Source organism: Nocardioides marinquilinus (assembly GCF_039543705.1).
Taxonomy (GTDB): domain Bacteria; phylum Actinomycetota; class Actinomycetes; order Propionibacteriales; family Nocardioidaceae; genus Nocardioides; species Nocardioides marinquilinus.
Window position 1 is genome coordinate 122,330 of record NZ_BAABKG010000004.1, and the last position, 16,617, is coordinate 138,946.

Annotated in this window: 17 protein-coding genes; 8 read left to right on the plus strand and 9 right to left on the minus strand. The window is 73.7% G+C overall.

Features of this window, described 5'->3' with window-relative positions; genetic code table 11:
- Positions 1 to 91: 91 nt before the first annotated feature.
- The gene (locus ABEA04_RS16020; protein ID WP_345460739.1) at positions 92 to 2,164 is read left to right on the plus strand and encodes an MMPL family transporter; all 2,073 of its coding nucleotides are present in this window, start codon (positions 92 to 94) and stop codon (positions 2,162 to 2,164) included.
- Positions 2,165 to 2,306: 142 nt separating this feature from the next.
- Here the strand turns inward: ABEA04_RS16020 and ABEA04_RS16025 are convergent, their stop codons facing one another.
- From ABEA04_RS16025 to lipA, 3 genes are all read right to left on the minus strand, one after another.
- On the minus strand, positions 2,307 to 3,206 hold the full coding sequence (locus ABEA04_RS16025) for an AraC family transcriptional regulator (protein ID WP_345460742.1): 900 nt from the start codon (positions 3,204 to 3,206) through the stop codon (positions 2,307 to 2,309).
- An 85-nt stretch (positions 3,207 to 3,291) separates the two neighbouring features.
- Complete coding sequence (locus ABEA04_RS16030; RefSeq protein WP_345460745.1) at positions 3,292 to 4,029, minus strand: DUF4191 domain-containing protein; 738 nt, start codon at positions 4,027 to 4,029, stop codon at positions 3,292 to 3,294.
- A gap of 31 nt (positions 4,030 to 4,060) precedes the next feature.
- Positions 4,061 to 5,008, minus strand: a complete 948-nt coding sequence (lipA, locus tag ABEA04_RS16035; RefSeq protein WP_345460748.1) for a lipoyl synthase — start codon at positions 5,006 to 5,008, stop codon at positions 4,061 to 4,063.
- Between the two features lie 209 nt (positions 5,009 to 5,217).
- Here lipA and ABEA04_RS16040 point away from each other — a divergent pair, with 209 nt between their 5' ends.
- Genes ABEA04_RS16040 through ABEA04_RS16050 form a run of 3 tightly spaced genes read left to right on the plus strand, consistent with a single transcriptional unit; the run spans position 5,218 to position 7,080 of the window.
- Positions 5,218 to 6,444 carry an inorganic phosphate transporter gene (locus ABEA04_RS16040; protein WP_345460751.1) on the plus strand — a complete coding sequence of 409 codons (1,227 nt, stop codon included), beginning with the start codon at positions 5,218 to 5,220 and terminating at the stop codon, positions 6,442 to 6,444.
- 14 nt (positions 6,445 to 6,458) lie between these two features.
- Positions 6,459 to 6,764: a hypothetical protein gene (locus ABEA04_RS16045; RefSeq protein ID WP_345460754.1), complete on the plus strand. Its 306-nt coding sequence runs from the start codon at positions 6,459 to 6,461 to the stop codon at positions 6,762 to 6,764.
- Positions 6,765 to 6,780: 16 nt separating this feature from the next.
- Positions 6,781 to 7,080 carry a DUF3349 domain-containing protein gene (locus ABEA04_RS16050; protein WP_345460757.1) on the plus strand — a complete coding sequence of 100 codons (300 nt, stop codon included), beginning with the start codon at positions 6,781 to 6,783 and terminating at the stop codon, positions 7,078 to 7,080.
- Between the two features lie 16 nt (positions 7,081 to 7,096).
- Here the strand turns inward: ABEA04_RS16050 and ABEA04_RS16055 are convergent, their stop codons facing one another.
- The 4 genes from ABEA04_RS16055 to ABEA04_RS16070 all read right to left on the minus strand — a co-directional run bounded on the left by ABEA04_RS16055 (position 7,097) and on the right by ABEA04_RS16070 (position 10,797).
- Positions 7,097 to 8,107 (minus strand): hypothetical protein, encoded by a 1,011-nt coding sequence (locus ABEA04_RS16055; RefSeq protein ID WP_345460760.1) that lies wholly within the window; start codon positions 8,105 to 8,107, stop codon positions 7,097 to 7,099.
- Positions 8,104 to 9,036: an ABC transporter ATP-binding protein gene (locus tag ABEA04_RS16060; protein ID WP_345460763.1), complete on the minus strand. Its 933-nt coding sequence runs from the start codon at positions 9,034 to 9,036 to the stop codon at positions 8,104 to 8,106. The genes ABEA04_RS16055 and ABEA04_RS16060 overlap by 4 nt, the downstream gene beginning before the upstream one ends.
- Before the next feature lie 85 nt (positions 9,037 to 9,121).
- Positions 9,122 to 9,877 (minus strand): lipoyl(octanoyl) transferase LipB, encoded by a 756-nt coding sequence (lipB, locus tag ABEA04_RS16065; RefSeq protein WP_345460766.1) that lies wholly within the window; start codon positions 9,875 to 9,877, stop codon positions 9,122 to 9,124.
- A complete protein-coding gene (locus ABEA04_RS16070; protein ID WP_345460769.1) occupies positions 9,874 to 10,797 on the minus strand; it encodes an alpha/beta hydrolase in 924 nt (307 codons plus the stop codon). The genes lipB and ABEA04_RS16070 overlap by 4 nt, the downstream gene beginning before the upstream one ends.
- 33 nt (positions 10,798 to 10,830) lie before the next feature.
- On the opposite strand from ABEA04_RS16070, the gene ABEA04_RS16075 reads away from it, so the two are divergent.
- Positions 10,831 to 11,427, plus strand: a complete 597-nt coding sequence (locus ABEA04_RS16075) for a hypothetical protein (protein WP_345460772.1) — start codon at positions 10,831 to 10,833, stop codon at positions 11,425 to 11,427.
- Positions 11,428 to 11,493: 66 nt separating this feature from the next.
- Positions 11,494 to 12,054, plus strand: a complete 561-nt coding sequence (locus ABEA04_RS16080) for a hypothetical protein (protein ID WP_345460775.1) — start codon at positions 11,494 to 11,496, stop codon at positions 12,052 to 12,054.
- On the opposite strand, the gene ABEA04_RS16085 is transcribed toward ABEA04_RS16080, so the two are convergent.
- Complete coding sequence (locus ABEA04_RS16085) at positions 12,038 to 12,973, minus strand: TIGR01777 family oxidoreductase (protein WP_345460778.1); 936 nt, start codon at positions 12,971 to 12,973, stop codon at positions 12,038 to 12,040. The two genes, ABEA04_RS16080 and ABEA04_RS16085, sit on opposite strands and share 17 nt — an antisense overlap.
- 61 nt (positions 12,974 to 13,034) lie before the next feature.
- On the opposite strand from ABEA04_RS16085, the gene ABEA04_RS16090 reads away from it, so the two are divergent.
- Entirely contained in the window at positions 13,035 to 13,901 is an 867-nt protein-coding gene (locus tag ABEA04_RS16090) for a hypothetical protein (RefSeq protein WP_345460781.1), read from the plus strand.
- 92 nt (positions 13,902 to 13,993) lie between these two features.
- Positions 13,994 to 14,449, plus strand: coding sequence for a tellurite resistance TerB family protein (locus ABEA04_RS16095; RefSeq protein ID WP_345460784.1), 456 nt, complete (start codon positions 13,994 to 13,996; stop codon positions 14,447 to 14,449).
- Positions 14,450 to 14,579: 130 nt separating this feature from the next.
- Here ABEA04_RS16095 and sucB read toward each other — a convergent pair whose 3' ends face one another.
- Complete coding sequence (gene sucB / locus ABEA04_RS16100; RefSeq protein ID WP_345460787.1) at positions 14,580 to 16,553, minus strand: 2-oxoglutarate dehydrogenase, E2 component, dihydrolipoamide succinyltransferase; 1,974 nt, start codon at positions 16,551 to 16,553, stop codon at positions 14,580 to 14,582.
- Positions 16,554 to 16,617 lie beyond the last annotated feature (64 nt).

The window sequence follows — 16,617 nt, forward strand, 5'->3', positions numbered from 1 at the left end:
GGTGGGCTCGGCCACTAGTTCTTCGGCTCCTTAGTTGCTAAGTTGCTTAGCGATCTCTCTCCAGCATAGCCATCCTCACAGGAGTCTCCCCGTGGCCGACCGCGCCGCCCGCTTCGCGTCCCTCATCACCCGCCGCCGGGTCTCGGCCGTCGTGGCCCTCGTGCCGCTGCTGCTGGCCGTCGCCGCCATCGTCCTGCTCGGCAGCGGCGAGCGCGCGGCGAAGCCCGACGACACCCTGCCCGCCGGCCGCGACAGCACCGAGGCGGTCGCGCTGCAGTCCGAGCTGCCCGACGGCGACGACGCCAGCGTGGCCGTCGTGCTGTTCACCACCGGACCCGCCGACGACGGCACCCGGCTCGACCGGCAGCAGCTGGCCGACCTCGGGCGGCTGGCCGAGCGGGTGGGCGCCGTCCCCGCAGGGCAGGACGGACCGCTGCTGCCCTCGGACGACGGCACCGCGGCCCTGGCCACCGTGCCCGTGCAGGCCGGCTCGGCCACCGAGAACGCCGACCTCGTCGACGAGCTGCGCACGCAGCTGCGCGACGGCGTCCCGGACGGCGTGCAGGTGCAGGTGACCGGGCCCGCCGCCGTGCAGGCCGACCTCGCCGCCGTCTTCGACGGCGCCGACCTGCGCCTGCTCGGTGCGACCGCAGGCGTGGTGGCGCTGCTGCTGATCATCACCTACCGCAGCCCCGTGCTCTGGCTCGTGCCGCTGACGGTGGTGGGCATCGCCGACCGGCTGGCCGGCGTCCTGGCCACGCAGTCCCTCGCCGCCCTCGACGTCGCCTTCGACGAGTCGACGACCGGCATCCTCTCGGTGCTGGTCTTCGGGGCCGGTACCGACTACGCGCTGCTGCTCATCAGCCGCTACCGCGACGAGCTGCGCCACCTCGAGTCGCGCCACGAGGCCATGGCGCACGCGCTGCGCCGCACCGCCGAGGCCGTGCTCTGCAGCGCGGTGACCGTCGTCCTCGGCGTGCTGACGCTGCTGCTCTCGCTCGTGCCGACCACCCGCGGGCTCGGCCTCGCCTCGGCCATCGGCGTCACGGTCGCCGCGGCGTTCGTGCTCGTGGTGCTGCCGGCCGCGCTGGTGTGCTTCCCGCGCGGCATCTTCTGGCCACGCGTGCCGAAGGTCGGCCAGGCCGCGCTGGTGGAGTCGAACACGTTCTGGCACCGCGTCGGCGACCGGGTCGCCGCGCGCCCGGTGGCCTTCCTCGGCGGCACCGTCGTGCTGCTGGCGGCACTGTCGGTGGGCCTGTTCCGCGTCGACACCGGGCTCGACCAGGCCGACCAGTTCCTCGACGAGCCCGAGGCCATCGCCGCCTCGACGCGCCTGGCCGACTCCTACCCCGCCGGGCTCTCCGACCCGCTGCAGGTGCTCACCCGGGCCGACGGCCAGCGGGTGCTCGCCGCCGTCCGCGGGGTCGACGGCGTCGAGTCGGCCACGATCAGCCAGCAGGACGCCGGCATCACGCAGGTGGACGCCGTCCTCGACGCCGCGTCGGGCTCGCCCGAGGCCGAGGCCGCCGTCGGCGCCGTCCGCGACGCCGTGGCCGGCTTCGACGACACCCACGTGACCGGCAGCGAGGCGCAGGCGATCGACGAGGCGGACGGCGCCGCGCGCGACCGGCTGGTCGTCATCCCGCTGCTCGTCGGCCTGGTGCTGATCGCGCTGGTGCTGCTGCTGCGTTCGCTGGTGGCGCCGGTGCTGCTCGTGGTGACGACCGTGGCGACCTTCGCGGCCAGCCTCGGCGCGTCGTGGTGGCTGTTCACCGGGCTGCTCGGCTTCGAGGCCATCGACAACACCGCGCCCCTGCTGGCGTTCGTGTTCCTGGTGGCGCTCGGCGTCGACTACAACATCTTCCTGGTCACCCGGGCGCGCGAGGAGGCCGCCGAGCACGGCCCGCGGCGGGGCATGCTGCGCTCGCTCAGCGCCACCGGCGGCGTCATCACCAGCGCCGGCGTGCTGCTGGCCGCGGTGTTCGCGGTGCTCGGTGTGCTGCCGCTCGTGGTGCTCGCCCAGCTCGGCACGATCGTGTGCATCGGCGTGCTGCTCGACACCCTCGTCGTGCGCACCGTGCTCGTGCCCGCCCTCGCCCTCGTGCTCGGCGACCGGTTCTGGTGGCCGCGCCGGGTCGGCCCGTCTGAGCCGTCAGTGGGCTGAGGGGTAGACGTCTAGGCGGACGCGACCTCACGGACCCTGAGCTTGTCGAAGGGCCTCCGGCGGTGCCCTTCGACAAGCTCAGGGTCCGTGGCCAGGTGAGCATGCCGGTTGGTGGCCAAGGCTCCTCGCACCTCGACCATCGTCATCCGGCGACGTGCTCGACGGGCAGCCACAGCTCGCCGCGGCCCGAGGCGCCGTCGTCGGCGTAGGTGAGGCGGAGGACCTCGGGGCCGGGCACGACCTGGTAGGGGTTGGCCGGGAACCACTGCGAGAACGCCTCGGCCCACAGCTGCTGCACGCGGCCGAGCAGGACGCCGTCCGCGGTGGGACCGTCGGCCTCGAACACGACCCAGGTCGACGGCTCGACCCGCAGGGTGTCGAGGTCGTCGGGCAGCTCGGCAGGGGAGCGGGTGGTGGCGACGGCGTGGTGGTGGTCGAAGTCGCTGCCGTCGCCGCGGCCCTCCTCGAAGCCCGAGCTCGCCGACAGCAGCCCGGGCAGGGCGGGGACGTCGGCCAGCTCGCGCAGCCGGTCGTCGAGCCCGGCAGGCAGGCTGCGGTGGAAGTCGACGAGAGCGGTGTTCTCGCCCTCGTAGCGCAGCGGCAGGCGGGCGTGGCGGCCGACGAGCGTGAAGCCGTCGAGTCGTTCGATGCGGTGTCGCATGGGGTCTGCTCCCTCGATCCTGAGGTGGAAGGTCAGGCGCGGCTGCGTCTGCAGCACCGCGCCCGGCCGGCGGGCCTCGGAGGGCGTCATCGCGTGCCAGGCCTTGAAGGCGCGGGTGAACGCCTCGGCCGAGCCGTAGCCGTGCCGCACCGCGACGTCGAGCACGCCGGCGCCCGCGACCACCTCGGCGGTCGCCAGGGTCAGCCGACGGCGGCGCACGTAGTCCGACAGCGGCATCCCCGCGAGTGCGGAGAAGACGCGGCGGAAGTGGTGCTCCGAGGTCAGCGCGGTGCGGGCGAGCGCCGCGACGTCGACGGGCTCACCGGTCTCGGCGAGCCGCTCCTCGATCTCGGCGATCGCACGGTTCCAGCGGTCCAGCACGGTGCCCTCCTCTCGACGTCCACGCTAGGACGGGGGAGGGGCGGCGGACCCGACGATCGGTGTCCGCTGCGGTCAGACGGTGCGCTCACCGTCCGCGCATGTTCTGCCGCATCTGGCCGCGCATCCCCTTGGTGCTGGTGGGGACGGGGCCGCGCGGCATGGGCAGCTTCGGGCGCTGGGCGTCGAGGGCCTTGAGGCGGTTGAGGATGTCGGTGAGCTCGGCCGGCTTCACCTTGCGGCCGAGCTTCTGGATGTGCTTGACCAGCTTCGGCAGCGGCACCTGGCCCTCGTCGTTGCCGACGACGACCTCGTGGATCGGCGTCTCGTGGGCGACCCGCTCGTGCTTCTTGCGCTCGGAGGTCATCAGCTGACGCAGGCGGTGCGGGTTGCCTTCGCCGACCAGCACGATGCCCGGGGGGCCGACCACGCGGTGCACCATGTCCTGCTGCTTGGTGAAGCCGACCATCTCGTCGGTCTTCCAGCCGCGGCGCAGCAGCGTCAGCGCGCGGGCGCCGGCGCCCAGCTGCCCCTCGAGCCGGTTGAACGCGGCCCGCTGGGCGCGGCGGCTGAAGACGACCATCATCGCCAGCAGGCCGATCAGCAGCGCGCCGATGATCGACAGCACCAGGCTGATGACGCCGTCGCCGGGGAAGACGAAGTAGAACAGGCAGAACCCGAGCGCGGCGAAGACCACGAAGGTGCCGAGCATCCACCAGCCGATGACCTTGTCGCCCTCGCGCGACATCTTGTAGGTCTCGACCAGCTGCCGCATGCGGCCCTGCTTGGTGGGGTCGGTCTCCTTGACCTTCTTCTTCCTCGCCATGCCTGCCCGTTGCCCTCGCTCCGTGTCGCGCCTAGACGGACGCGCGCGCGTCCATCGCCTGACGATATAGCCGCCCGGCGCGGTAGGACGAACGCACGAGCGGACCCGACAGGACGCCGGCGAACCCGATCGCGGTGGCCTCGTCGGCCAGCTCGACGAACTCCTCGGGCTTGACCCAGCGCTCGACCGGGTGGTGGCGCACCGAGGGGCGCAGGTACTGGGTGATCGTGACCAGCTCGCAGCCGGCCTCGTGCAGGTCGCGCAGGGCCTGGCTGACCTCGTCGCGGGTCTCACCCATGCCGAGGATCAGGTTCGACTTGGTGACCAGGCCGAAGGCGCGGGCCCGGGTGAGCACGTCGAGGGAGCGGTCGTAGCGGAAGGCCGGGCGGATGCGCTTGAAGATGCGCGGCACGGTCTCGACGTTGTGGGCCAGCACCTCGGGACGCGACTCGAAGACCTCGGCCAGCTGGTCGGGGTCGCCGTTGAAGTCGGGGATCAGGTTCTCGACACCGGTGTCGGGGTTGAGCTCGTGGATGGCCCGCACCGTCTCGGCGTAGAGCCAGGCGCCGCCGTCCGGGAGGTCGTCGCGGGCGACGCCGGTGATGGTGGCGTAGCGCAGCCCCATCGTCTGCACCGACTCAGCGACGCGGCGCGGCTCGTCACGGTCGAGCGGCTGCGGCTTGCCGGTGTCGATCTGGCAGAAGTCGCAGCGGCGCGTGCACTGGTCGCCGCCGATGAGGAAGGTGGCCTCGCGGTCCTCCCAGCACTCGAAGATGTTGGGGCAGCCGGCCTCCTGGCACACCGTGTGCAGTCCCTCGGACTTCACCAGGCTCTGCAGGTGCTTGTACTCCGGGCCCATCTTCGCGCGGGTCTTGATCCACTCCGGTTTGCGCTCGATGGGGGTCTCGGCGTTGCGGACCTCCAGGCGGAGCAGCTTGCGACCGTTGGGTGCGGTGGGCGCGTCGGGGGTGGTCGTCACTCCAGCCATGCTACGTCGCAGCCCTGACCGTCCCGACCCGCGGCCGGACGTCGCCGACGGGTCCGACGTCGCGTGCCGCGGGTGACCCCGGGAGGAGCCTTTGGTGGCGGTGCCGGACGCCGTCGGGCCGCCCGCGGCCCGGGTGAACATCGGCTGAACAGGACCGCGGGGGCCTTTCCGGGCGGCGTCGGCGGGAGGACATTGCGAGGGTGAGCCCCGAACTGGTCATCCTCGGGCTGGTGGTCGTGACCGCCCTGGCGTTCGACTTCACCAACGGCTTCCACGACACCGGCAACGCCATGGCCACCTCGATCGCCACCGGGGCGCTCGCGCCGAAGGTGGCGGTCGCGCTCTCGGCCGTGCTGAACCTGGTCGGCGCCTTCCTCTCGGTCGAGGTGGCCCTCACCGTGACCAACGCCGTCGTCAAGATCCAGGACGCTGACGGCGCACCTCGGCCCGACCTCCTCACCGACGGCGGCCAGCCCCTGCTGGTCATCGTGCTCGCCGGGCTCGTGGGCGGCATCCTGTGGAACCTGTCGACCTGGCTGCTCGGCCTTCCGTCGAGCTCGTCGCACGCGCTGTTCGGCGGCCTCATCGGCGCCGCGATCGCCGGCCTCGGGTTCGGCGGCGTGAACTGGGCCGGCGACGGCACGAAGCTGGACGGCGTCCTCGGCAAGGTGGTGCTGCCGGCGCTGGTGGCCCCGCTGATCGCGATCGCGGTCGCGGCGGTCGGCACGTGGCTGGTCCACCGCATCACCGCGGGGGTGGCCGAGCGCTACCGCGAGCGCGGGTTCCGGTGGGGCCAGATCGGGTCGGCGTCCCTGGTCTCGCTCGCCCACGGCACCAACGACGCGCAGAAGACGATGGGTGTCATCACGCTCGCCCTCCTCGCCAGCGGCAGGTGGACCGACACCGAGAGCATCCCGTTGTGGGTGAAGGTCTCGTGCGCGTTGGCCATCGCGCTGGGCACCTACCTCGGCGGCTGGCGCATCATCCGCACCCTGGGCAAGGGCCTGGTCGAGATCTCCTCGCCGCAGGGGATGGCGGCCGAGAGCTCGTCGGCGGCGGTCATCCTGACCTCCAGCCACCTCGGCCTGGCCCTGTCGACCACGCACGTGGCCACCGGGTCGATCCTCGGCACCGGGCTCGGCAAGCGGGGCGCGGAGGTGCGCTGGGGCATCGCCGGCCGCATGGTCCTGGCCTGGCTGATCACGCTGCCGATGGCGGCCGTCGTCGGTGCCGCGGCGTGGTTCGTCGCGGACGGCGTCGGCGGGCTCGCCGGCGCCGTGGCGGTCTTCCTCGCCCTGGCCGCCGCGTCCGGCGCCATGTTCGTCCGCTCGCGCCACGAGCCGGTCGACCACGAGAACGTCAACGCCGAGTGGCGCGGGATGCCGGGGGCTGCGCGCTCCGAGGCGCCAGCCCCCGCGAAGGTCTGAGAGGAGCCACCACGATGGAGAACCTGGGTCTCGCCCTCGACGCCGCCTGGCAGGTGCTGCTGGTGGGCCTCGTGCTCGGCGCCGGGCTGCCGGCCGTCTTCGCCCTCGGCATCCGGTTCCTGGGGCAGGAGCACGCGACGTCCGGCGGCACCGGCTTCGCGACGGCCGGCCCGACGCCGGTCGGCCGGGTGCTGGCCGGCGTCTGCTTCCTGGTCGTGCTGGCCGGCATCGCCCTCGGCATCACCATCGTGGTGGCCGCGGGCTTCGACAAGGAGGTCAGTTTCGAGCACGTGTTCCCGACCATCGTCGACGCGTCGTGACGGCGGGGCCGAGACCGTGAGCGGCCCGCTGGCCAGACGCCTCTCGGGCGTGGTGGCCTGGCTGCGCGAGGGCTACCCGGGCGGCGTCCCGGCGCAGGACTACGTGCCGCTGCTCGCGTTGCTGCGCCGGCGGTTGAGCGACGACGAGGTGGCCGAGGTGGCCCGCGAGCTCGCGTCCGCGGGGCTGGCCCCGGCGGGGCGGGCCGACATCGCGGTGTCGATCACCCGGGTCACCGACGCGCTGCCGTCCCAGGACGACATCGACCGGGTGCGCGACCACCTCGCGTTCCGGGGTTTCCCGGGCGACGAGGCCTGAGCGGCGAGCCGGCCGTCTACGGCACGTCGCGGCGCCGGTAGGACGACGCCGACCAGGCGCCCGCCAGCAGCAGCACGCCGCCGAGGTAGAGCCCGCCCTGGGTGCGCGTGACCTCGCGCTCGCCGCGGCACTCGTCGCTCTCGAAGTCCTGCTCGACGAAGCACGAGGGCGGCGGCTCGACGTAGTAGACGGCGCCGTCGTTGACCACGGCGAAGGCGTTGGTGCCGGGGTTCCACCGCACGGCCCCGTCGGGGAGCGCCGCGAGCAGCACGCCGCTGACGATCGAGACCCCGAAGAGCACCCCGACGGTGAACACGGTGCTGCGCGAGAGCATCGTCAGCGCGTAGCCCCCGACGGCCGCCCCGGTCACGAGGAGGACGCTCCACACGACGGACTCCACGACCTCGCCCGTGATCCCGTCGACCTGCGGCACGTCGCGCGCCGAGGCGATCAGGCCGAGCGCTCCCCAGTAGACCGTCAGCACCACCGTGGCGACCAGCGCCGACAGCAGCCCCACGGCGACCGCCTTCGCCGCCCACACCCGCAGCCGGCGCGGCTCGAAGAGCAGCTGGTTGCTCATCGACCCCGAGCTCCAGTCGTGCCCGACGAACGTGGTGCCGGCCAGCAGCATGGCCACCACCAGGACGGCGACGACGCCGAACCCGGAGGTGGTCAGCTCGTTGCGCAGCGTGAGCGGCTCGCGACCGACGTAGTCGCTCACGGTGGGGCGGAACCCGACGGTGCGGCTGCACTCCCGCTGGAGCCGTTCGGGGGTGAAGCGCTCGGCCCGCGGGCCGAAGTACTGGCGGGGACGTGCAAGGCACTCGGCGATCACCTCGTCGGGCACGCCGAAGTCGCGCTCGATCTGCGCCCGGACCTCCGCGCGCTCGGCGTCGCTGACAGCCCGGGTGTCCCAGGCCCGGACGGCGAGCACCACCATCGGGATGACGACCGCCACCAGCACCAGCAGGACGACGGCGCGGCGCCACCGCAGGCGGGTCAGCTCGACCAGCAGCAGCCGGGTCATCGCGCGCCCTCCTCGCCCAGCGCCTCGCCGGCGGTGAGCTCGAGGAAGACCGACTCGAGGTCGCGGCGCAGCGGGGTCAGCTCGGTGAGCCACACCTCGCCGGCCGCGAGCGCGCGGGTGATGGCGGCCGGGTCGTCGGACTCGACCCGCAGCCGGCCGTCGTCGTCGGTGGTGGCGGGCAGCCCGGCGGCGGCGAGCAGCGCGCCGGCGCGTGCCGGGTCGTCGACAGCGACGCGGTGGGACGGCGTCCCGGCGTCGAGCAGCTCGTCGACGTGGCCCGAGGCGAGCATGCGGCCGCGGCCGATGATCGTGGCCGAGGTGCACACCTGCTGCACCTCGGCCAGGATGTGCGAGCTCAGCAGCACGGTGACGCCCTGCTCGCCGAGGTCGCGGATGGTCTCGCGGATCTCGCGGATGCCGGCCGGGTCGAGACCGTTGGTCGGCTCGTCGAGGATCAGCAGCTGCGGCTGCTTGAGCAGCGTCGCCGCGATGGCCAGGCGCTGCTTCATGCCGAGCGAGTAGGCGCGGTAGCGGTCGGCGTCGCGGCCGACGAGCCCGACGGTCTCGAGCGCGGCGTCGACCTGCGTGTCGGGGACGCCGATGCTGCGCGAGAGCAGCAGCAGGTTGCGGCGTCCGGTGAGGTTCGGCGAGAACTTCGGCGACTCCACGACCGCGCCGACGCGGTCGACGACGTCGGGCAGGTGCTGGGGCACCTCGTGGTCGAACAGCCGCATCCGCCCGCGGGTGGCGCGGGCCAGCCCGAGCAGCATGCGGATCGTCGTGGTCTTGCCGCTGCCGTTGGGCCCCAGGAACCCGTGGACGCCGCCCGCCGGCACCGCGAGGTCGAGACCGTGGACGGCGACGTGCAGCCCGCGGCGGTCGCGGAACTCCTTGCGCAGCCCGTGCGTCTCGATGACCAGCTCGCTCACGCGTCCCCCCGTCCCGACCGCTCGCTCGACGACCGGCCGGCCGGTCATCAGACCACGGACGGTGGCCCGGCCGGCGGCGGCGCGCTCAGACGCCGGGGCGGATCAGCTCGATGCGCGGCGTCCGTCCCGGCTCGGGCTTGGGGTCGTAGTCGGGGGTGGCCTCGTACGGCGTCCAGGCGAGGTAGTGGCGCAGGTGCCGCTCGACCGAGGGCAGGACGTCGCGCACGGTGACGGTGCGGCCGGTCTCGGCGCTGAGCGTGGTGACGCCGGCGTCGGCGATGCCGCAGGGCACGAACCGGTCGTACCAGCCGAGGTCGACGTCGCAGTTGAGCGAGAAGCCGTGCATGGTGACGCCGCGGCTGACGCGGATGCCGAGGGCCGCGACCTTGCGCTCGGGGCGACCGACGGACCCTGAGCCTGTCGACGGGCCCTCCTCGCGCAGCCAGACGCCGCTGCGGCCGGGCACCCGGGCGGTCTCGACGCCGAGGTCGGCGCACACGCGGATCAGCGCCTCCTCGACGCGCCGCACGTAGTCGACGACCTTGACGTGGTCGGGCAGCGCGACGATCGGGTAGCCCACCAGCTGGCCGGGTCCGTGGAAGGTGATCTTGCCGCCGCGGTCGACGTCGACGACGCGCGCGCCCCCGGCGTCGAGCGGGCGCTCGTGGGGCTCGGTGCGCTTGCCGGCGGTGTAGACGGGCGGGTGCTCGAGCAGCAGCACCGTCGGCAGCCGCTCGCCGGCGACGACCGCGGCGTGCACCTGCCGCTGGTGCTCCCAGGCCGCCTCGTAGTCGACCGCGTCGGACCCGAGCCCGACCACCTCGAACGCCAGGTCGCTCATGACCTCGAGACTACGTCGCCCAGCAGTCGCAGCTGCCCCGGCATGAGGCGCCGCCAGTAGCCGCGGTCGTGCCCGCCCGGCTCGAGCTCGACCTGGGGCGCGGGGTCGAGGTCGCCCGGGAACCCGTCGGCGTAGTCCTCCACCGCCCGGTAGAACGGGTCGCCGGTGCCGCACTCGAGACGCACGAGGACGCCGTCCAGCTGCGCCTGGCGGCCGAAGACGCTGAAGGTCTCGTACTCCTCGGCGTCCTCGAAGCCGTCGCGGCTGGCGGCGTCGGGGTCGGTCCACAGCGCCGGGCTCGCGGCGCAGACGGCGGCCACGCGGTCGGGGCCGAGCAGCCCGCCCAGCCGCAGCGCGCCGTAGCCGCCCATCGACCAGCCGAGCAGTCCGATGCGGTCGGACGACGTCGCCCGCAGCCCGCGCTCGGCCATGAGCGGCAGCAGCTCGTCGACCACCATCGCGCCGGGGTCGCGGCCGTCGGGCCGGGGGTGCCAGTAGTCGTCGCCGCCCTCGGGCGCCACGACGGCGAACGGGGGCGTGCCGTCGTCGACCACCGCGGCGAGCCACTCGGCGACGCCGAGGCCGCCGGGCAGGAAGGTGTCGACCTGCATGCCGAGGCCGTGCAGCGCGACGACGAGGGGCAGGCCCTCGGGGCCTGCGGCGCCGGGCGGCAGGAGCAGGTGCCAGCGGGTGGTCTCGCCGAGCCGCGCGGCGGACTCGAACGCGCCCGACTCGACCGGGCCGGTCTCGACGTCGGGGACGTCGCCGTCCTCGCCGTTGAGCCCGAGCACCTCCTGCAGCCAGGGCCGGCCGGGCAGCACGCCCTCCCACACCCCGACCCCGCCCACGACGACGGCCGAGCCGGTGACGCCGGCGCCGGTCAGCACGGCGCGCCGGCTGACCCGTCGCTCGTTCGGCACCGCGTCAGCATGCCAGCGTGCTTCACTCCCGGCGTGAGAACGCTGGTCGCCGCCGTGTCGCTGCTCCTCGCCCTGCCGGCCGTGGCGTCGGCGCAGGCGCTCGACGAGCCGGGGTCGTCGACGGTCGTCGCGTCGGGCGCCGACCAGCGGGGCGACGTCCGCATCACGGGCGAGCGCGGCCTCGGCCGCGCCGACCGGCGCACGGTCGACATCGAGCGGCTGACGCTCACCGAGGTCGGCGACCGCGACCTGGAGGTCACGTGGCGGGTGCGACGGGTCGTGACGCCCCGCGACGCGTTCGACCAGTACTACTTCGTCTACCTGCTCGGGCCCGACGGTCCGCCGTACGGCTTCGCCACGGTCCACGCGTCGGGGCTGCGGGCGGAGGCGGGCCTCGAGGGCGCCGGCCGGCCGCAGGGCTTCGCGTCCTGCCCGCGGCTGCGCGCCGAGGTCGGTCGCCACGGCACCGAGATGTCGCTGACCATCCCTCGCCGGTGCGTGCCCCGAGCCCGCATCGAGGCCAGCGCGTTCGTCTACACCACGCCGCTCGGCAGGGGCGGGGGCGGCCGGCTCTTCTCCCGCGACCGGGCCCGCATCCGCGGCCTGGTCGACCTCCGCCCCACCGGCTGAGCCCCGCCCGCCGGGCCCCTGTGGATGACGCCGGCGGGCGCCGGCGATCCCGTGTTGGCTGGGGCGATGGGCCGGGCCGTACGACGCAGCGACGCAGGGCGCGGGCGCCTGCTCGCCGTGGTGGCCGCCGGTGTGGTCTGCGGACTGGTGCTGGCGGGCCTGCTGCGCTGGTCGGACGACGCCTCCGGGCCGGCCGCGCCGGCGTCGTCCCGGCCGGCACCGGCGCCGCCCGGTGAGCCAGCACCGGCGGGGCAGGCACGCGAGGTGCTGCGCACCTGGGACGCCGCCCGCGCGGCGGCGTGGCGCCGCGGCGACACCGGTGCCCTGGCGGCGCTCTACACGCCCGGCTCGGTGGCCGGTGAGCACGACGTCGCCATGCTGCACGCCTGGAACCAGCGGGGCCGGCGCGTCACCGCCATGACGACCCAGGTGCTCGACGTCCGGGTGCTCGAGCGCGAGCCGGGGCGACTGGTGCTGCGGGTCACCGACCGGCTGGCGCGCGTCGAGGCGGGCGACGTCGTCCTGCCGAGCGACCGGCCCTCGACCCACCACCTGGCCCTGCGGCGCGACCCGCGCGACCCGGACGCCGAGTGGCAGGTGGCATGGGTGCTCAGTCGGGCGGGTTGAGCGCCGTCCGCAGCGTCGCGGCGACGTCGGGGTCGGCGAAGGTGAAGCCGGTGGCGAGCAGCGCCTCGGGCCGCACGTTCACCGAGCCGAGCAGCTCGGGGCCCATGCGGCCGGCGCCCACCTTCACCAGCGGGCCCGGCGCCGGCAGCAGCGCCTTGCGGCCCAGCTGGGCGGCCAGCTCGCGGGTGAACTCGGCGTTGATCGGCGCGTGCGGCAGGCAGATGTTGAACGGTCCCGACGCGTCGGGGTGCTCGGCCAGGTGCACCGCGGCGGCCACCCAGTCGCGCAGCGACGACATCGGCATGTACTGCCGGCCGTTGCCGATGCGGCCGCCGAGGCCGGCCTTGAACAGCAGCCGCAGCTGCTTGAGCGGGGGGCTGCGGTGGTCCATCACCGGCGAGGTGCGCAGCACGCACACGCGGGCGCCGGCGTCCGCGGCGGGCGAGGCCGCCGCCTCCCACGCCCGCGCCACCTTCGTCAGGGTCGAGTGACCACGCGTGTCGGAGGCCTCGGTGAGGACGGCGTCGCCGTGGTCGCCGTAGTACGAGATGCCGTTGCCGGCCAGGAAGGTGCGCGTCGCGCCGCCGCGGGCCGCGCCGGCGACCACCTCGGCGAGCAGCGACGTCGTGGTGACGCGGCTGCGCTCCAGCTCGCGGGCCCACTTCTTCGAGTGCGGGTTGCCCGCGGTCGGGGAGCCGGCCAGGTTGACCACCACGTCGGCCGCGCCGACCAGGTCGCGGTCGAGGGTGCCGGCGTCGGGGTCCCAGCGCGACTGGCCGGGCCCGTCGGGCTCGCGGCGCACCAGCGCGGTGACGCCGTGGCCGCGCTCGCGCAGGGCGGCCACGAGGTGGGTGCCGAGGAAGCCGGACGCTCCGGCGACGACGACCGAGAGCCCGGGGGACGGGGGAGTGCCTGCCATGCCGCCAGACTCGCAGCGCCGCAGGGGGCGTGACCTCCCCCCTCGTGGGTAGACCCGCGTCATGAGACGACTCGCCCCCGCCCTGACCGCCGTCGCCCTGTTCTCGCTGCTCGCCGCGTGCGGGGACGACGTCCCCGAGGCCGGCGAGGACCCGACGGTCGAGGTCGAGGAGGCCGGCGCCGACGACGGCCGCATCAGCTTCGAGCTCGACCTCGAGGAGGGCTACCAGGAGCGCACCGTCATCACCACGCAGCAGACCCTCGACGCCGCGGGGCAGACGATCGACGTCCCGCCGATCGAGATCACCCAGCTCAGCGAGGTCACCGGCGTGGACGGCGACGAGATCACCGTCGAGCAGACCTTCGAGGAGGTGCGCGCGCTCGAGGGTGGCGACGAGACCACGCGGGCGGCCCTCGAGTCGACCCTGGCGCAGCTGCGCGGCACCAGCGGCACGCTCACCTTCGACCGGTCCGGCCAGGTCGTCGACACCGACTTCGAGCTGCCCGACGGCGTCGACCCGGCCATCGAGCAGACCTTCGACCAGGTGCTCGAGCAGGCGAGCTCGATCGGCGCCGTCTTCCCCGACGAGGAGCTCGGCGAGGGCGCCACCTGGACCCTGCGGTCGACCCTCGAGCTCAACGGCATCGAGGTCGAGCAGACCGCCACCTACACGTTGGAGTCGCTGCAGGGCGAGGACTACGAGGTCTCGGTCGAGATCGAGCAGGACTACCAGGAGGGCGACGTCGCCGGCGGCTCCATCAAGGGCGGCACCGGGACGACGACCGGCACCATCACCGGCACCGCCGGCACCCTGCTGCCCACCTCCGCCGAGCTCGACGGCGACACCGAGGTGCAGGCCGAGCAGGGCGGCTCGGAGCAGACCGTCTCGACGCAGACCAGCATCACCATCGAGTCCGAGGTGCTCTGAACCGGGCCCGCCCGGGGCCCCGGGCGGGTTGGTCCGATGCGGCACGATGGCCGCACCGGACCCCGATCACCGAAGACGAGGTAGTCACCCCCATGCCCATCTGGAACCAGCTCCGCAACGCGACGCAGAACATGCAGTCGCAGCTCGTGGCCAAGAAGAAGGACCTGCAGAGCGGGTCCTTCCGCGACGCCAGCATGGCGATGTGCGCGCTGGTGGCCGCGGCCGACGGCAGCGTCGACCAGGAGGAGCGCACCAAGGTCGCGAACCTGATCACGACCAACGAGGTGCTCTCGAACTTCCCGCCCGACCAGCTGCGCACGCTGTTCGACCAGGACTGCAACAAGCTCGCCGCCGACTTCGACTTCGGCAAGGTCGAGCTGATCCAGACGGTCTCGAAGACCAAGAAGAAGCCCGCCGAGGCCCGCGCCGTCATCCAGATCGGCATCATCATCGGCGGCGCCGACGGCAACTTCGACGACCAGGAGAAGAAGGTCGTCCGCGAGGCCTGCCACGCCGTCGGCCTCGACCCCGCCGAGTTCGAGCTGTGACGCCGACCCGTCAGACATGTCTGACGGGTCACCTCGAAATCGACGCTGACCCGTCGGACATGTCTGACGGGTCAGCGAAAAACACGCTGACCCGTCGCTCATAAGCGACGGGTCAGCGTGATTTAGGGGCTCAGACCTCGAAGGCGCCGGCCTCGAGGCGCTTGCGGACGTCCTGGAGGAAGCGGCCGGCGTCGGCGCCGTCGATGAGGCGGTGGTCGTAGGTGAGGGCCAGGTAGACCATGTGGCGCACCGCGATCGTCTCGCCCAGGTTCGGGTCGTCGATGACGACCGGGCGCTTGACGACCGCGCCCGGGCCGAGGATGGCGACCTGCGGCTGGTTGATGATCGGGGTGTCGAACAGCGCGCCGACGCTGCCGAGGTTGGTGATGGTGAAGGTGCCGCCACCGAGCTCGTCAGGCCCGATCTTGTTGGTGCGGGTGCGCTCGGCGACGTCGGCGATCTTCTTGGCCAGGCCCGCGATCGACAGGTCGCCGGCGTCCTTGACCACCGGGCTGATCAGGCCCTTGTCGGTGTCGACGGCGAACGCGATGTTCTCGCGGTCGTAGTAGGTGACCTCACCGGCCTCGGCGTCGAAGTTCGCGTTGAGCTTCGGGTGCTGCTTGAGCGCGTCGATCGCCGCCTTGGCGAAGAACGGCAGGTAGCTGAGCTTGACGCCCTCGCGGGCGGCGAAGTCGGCCTTCTGCGCGTCACGCAGCCGCGCGATGCGGGTGACGTCGACCTCGACCACCTGGGTCAGCTGGGCGCTGGTCTGCAGCGACTCGTGCACCCGCTGGGCGATGATCTTGCGCAGCCGGCTGACCTTCTCGGTCGTGCCGCGCAGCGGGGACGGCGTCACCGACGGCGCCTGGGCGCCACCCGACGCGGCCGGCGCCGGGGCCGAGGCCGCCGGGGCCTGCTCGGCGGGCTGCTCCTGCTTCTTCGCCGCGTCGAGCACGTCCTGCTTGCGGATCCGGCCGCCGACGCCCGACCCGGTGACCGAGGCGAGGTCGACGTTGTGCTGCGCGGCCAGCTTGCGCACCAGCGGCGTCACGTAGCCGCCGGCGTCGGAGGACGCCGGGCGGCTCGACGACCCGGCCGACGATCCGCTCGAGGACGGCGACGGCTCGGGGCTGCGCTCGGGCTCGGACTCCTCGGCCTTGGTCGGCGCGGGCGCCTCCTGGCTCGGCTGCTCCGCCGCGGGCTCCTGCGCCGCAGGCTCCTTCGCGGGCTCCGGCTCGGGCTCGGGCTCCTTCTCGCGCTCGGGGGTCTCGTCGCCGGCCGGCAGCTCGCCGGTCTCCTGCTCGATCTTCTCCTCCTGCTCGGCCTTCTTCTCGGCCTCGCCCTCGTCCTTCGGCTGCGCCTCGGGGGTGGCGGTGCCGCCGTCGCCCGACGAGGCGGAGCCGTCGCCGACGACGGCCAGCTCGGCGCCGACCTCGACGGTCTCGTCCTCCTCGACCTTGATCTCGAGCAGCGTGCCCGCGACCGGGGAGGGGATCTCGGTGTCGACCTTGTCGGTGGAGACCTCGAGCAGCGGCTCGTCGACCGCGACCTCGTCACCGACCTGCTTGAGCCAGCGCGTGACGGTGCCCTCGGTGACCGACTCGCCCAGGGCCGGCAGCACGACCGACGTCCCGGACCCGCCACCGGAGCCACCCGAGCCACCCGAGCCACCGGCGTCCGAGTCGGACTTCTCCGACTCCTTGGTCTCGTCGCCCGGCGGGCGCTCGCCGGTCTCCTCCTCGATCTGCTCCTCCTGCTCGGCCTTCTTCTCGGCCTCGCCCTCGTCCTTCGGCTGCGCCTCGGGCTCGGCGGAGTCGGTGGCCTCGGGCTCGGTGCCCGCGCCGCCGCTGTCGCCGCCGGCCTCGCTCTCGTCACCGATCAGCGCGAGCACGGCGCCGACCTCGACGGTGGCGTCCTCGTCGGCCTTGATCTCGAGCAGGGTGCCCGCGACGGGGGAGGGGATCTCGGTGTCGACCTTGTCGGTGGAGACCTCGAGCAGCGGCTCGTCGACCGCGACCTCGTCACCGACCTGCTTGAGCCAGCGCGTGACGGTGCCTTCGGTGACGGACTCGCCCAGGGCGGGGAGGTTGACTTCGGTGGCCATGGTGCGGGGGTGCTCCTTCTGGCTGGGCTGGCTGGGCTGGCTGGGCTGGTCTGGCGGGGTCTGG

Coding starts and splice junctions, on each gene's coding strand:
- ABEA04_RS16030 (WP_345460745.1), bottom strand. CDS start 4,029: ATGGCGAGGAAGAAGAAGGTCAAGGAGACCGACCCCACCAAGCAGGGC.
- ABEA04_RS16045 (WP_345460754.1), top strand. CDS start 6,459: ATGGAGAACCTGGGTCTCGCCCTCGACGCCGCCTGGCAGGTGCTGCTG.
- ABEA04_RS16055 (WP_345460760.1), bottom strand. CDS start 8,107: ATGACCCGGCTGCTGCTGGTCGAGCTGACCCGCCTGCGGTGGCGCCGC.
- lipB (WP_345460766.1), bottom strand. CDS start 9,877: ATGAGCGACCTGGCGTTCGAGGTGGTCGGGCTCGGGTCCGACGCGGTC.
- ABEA04_RS16080 (WP_345460775.1), top strand. CDS start 11,494: ATGGGCCGGGCCGTACGACGCAGCGACGCAGGGCGCGGGCGCCTGCTC.
- ABEA04_RS16085 (WP_345460778.1), bottom strand. CDS start 12,973: ATGGCAGGCACTCCCCCGTCCCCCGGGCTCTCGGTCGTCGTCGCCGGA.
- ABEA04_RS16090 (WP_345460781.1), top strand. CDS start 13,035: ATGAGACGACTCGCCCCCGCCCTGACCGCCGTCGCCCTGTTCTCGCTG.
- ABEA04_RS16095 (WP_345460784.1), top strand. CDS start 13,994: ATGCCCATCTGGAACCAGCTCCGCAACGCGACGCAGAACATGCAGTCG.
- sucB (WP_345460787.1), bottom strand. CDS start 16,553: ATGGCCACCGAAGTCAACCTCCCCGCCCTGGGCGAGTCCGTCACCGAA.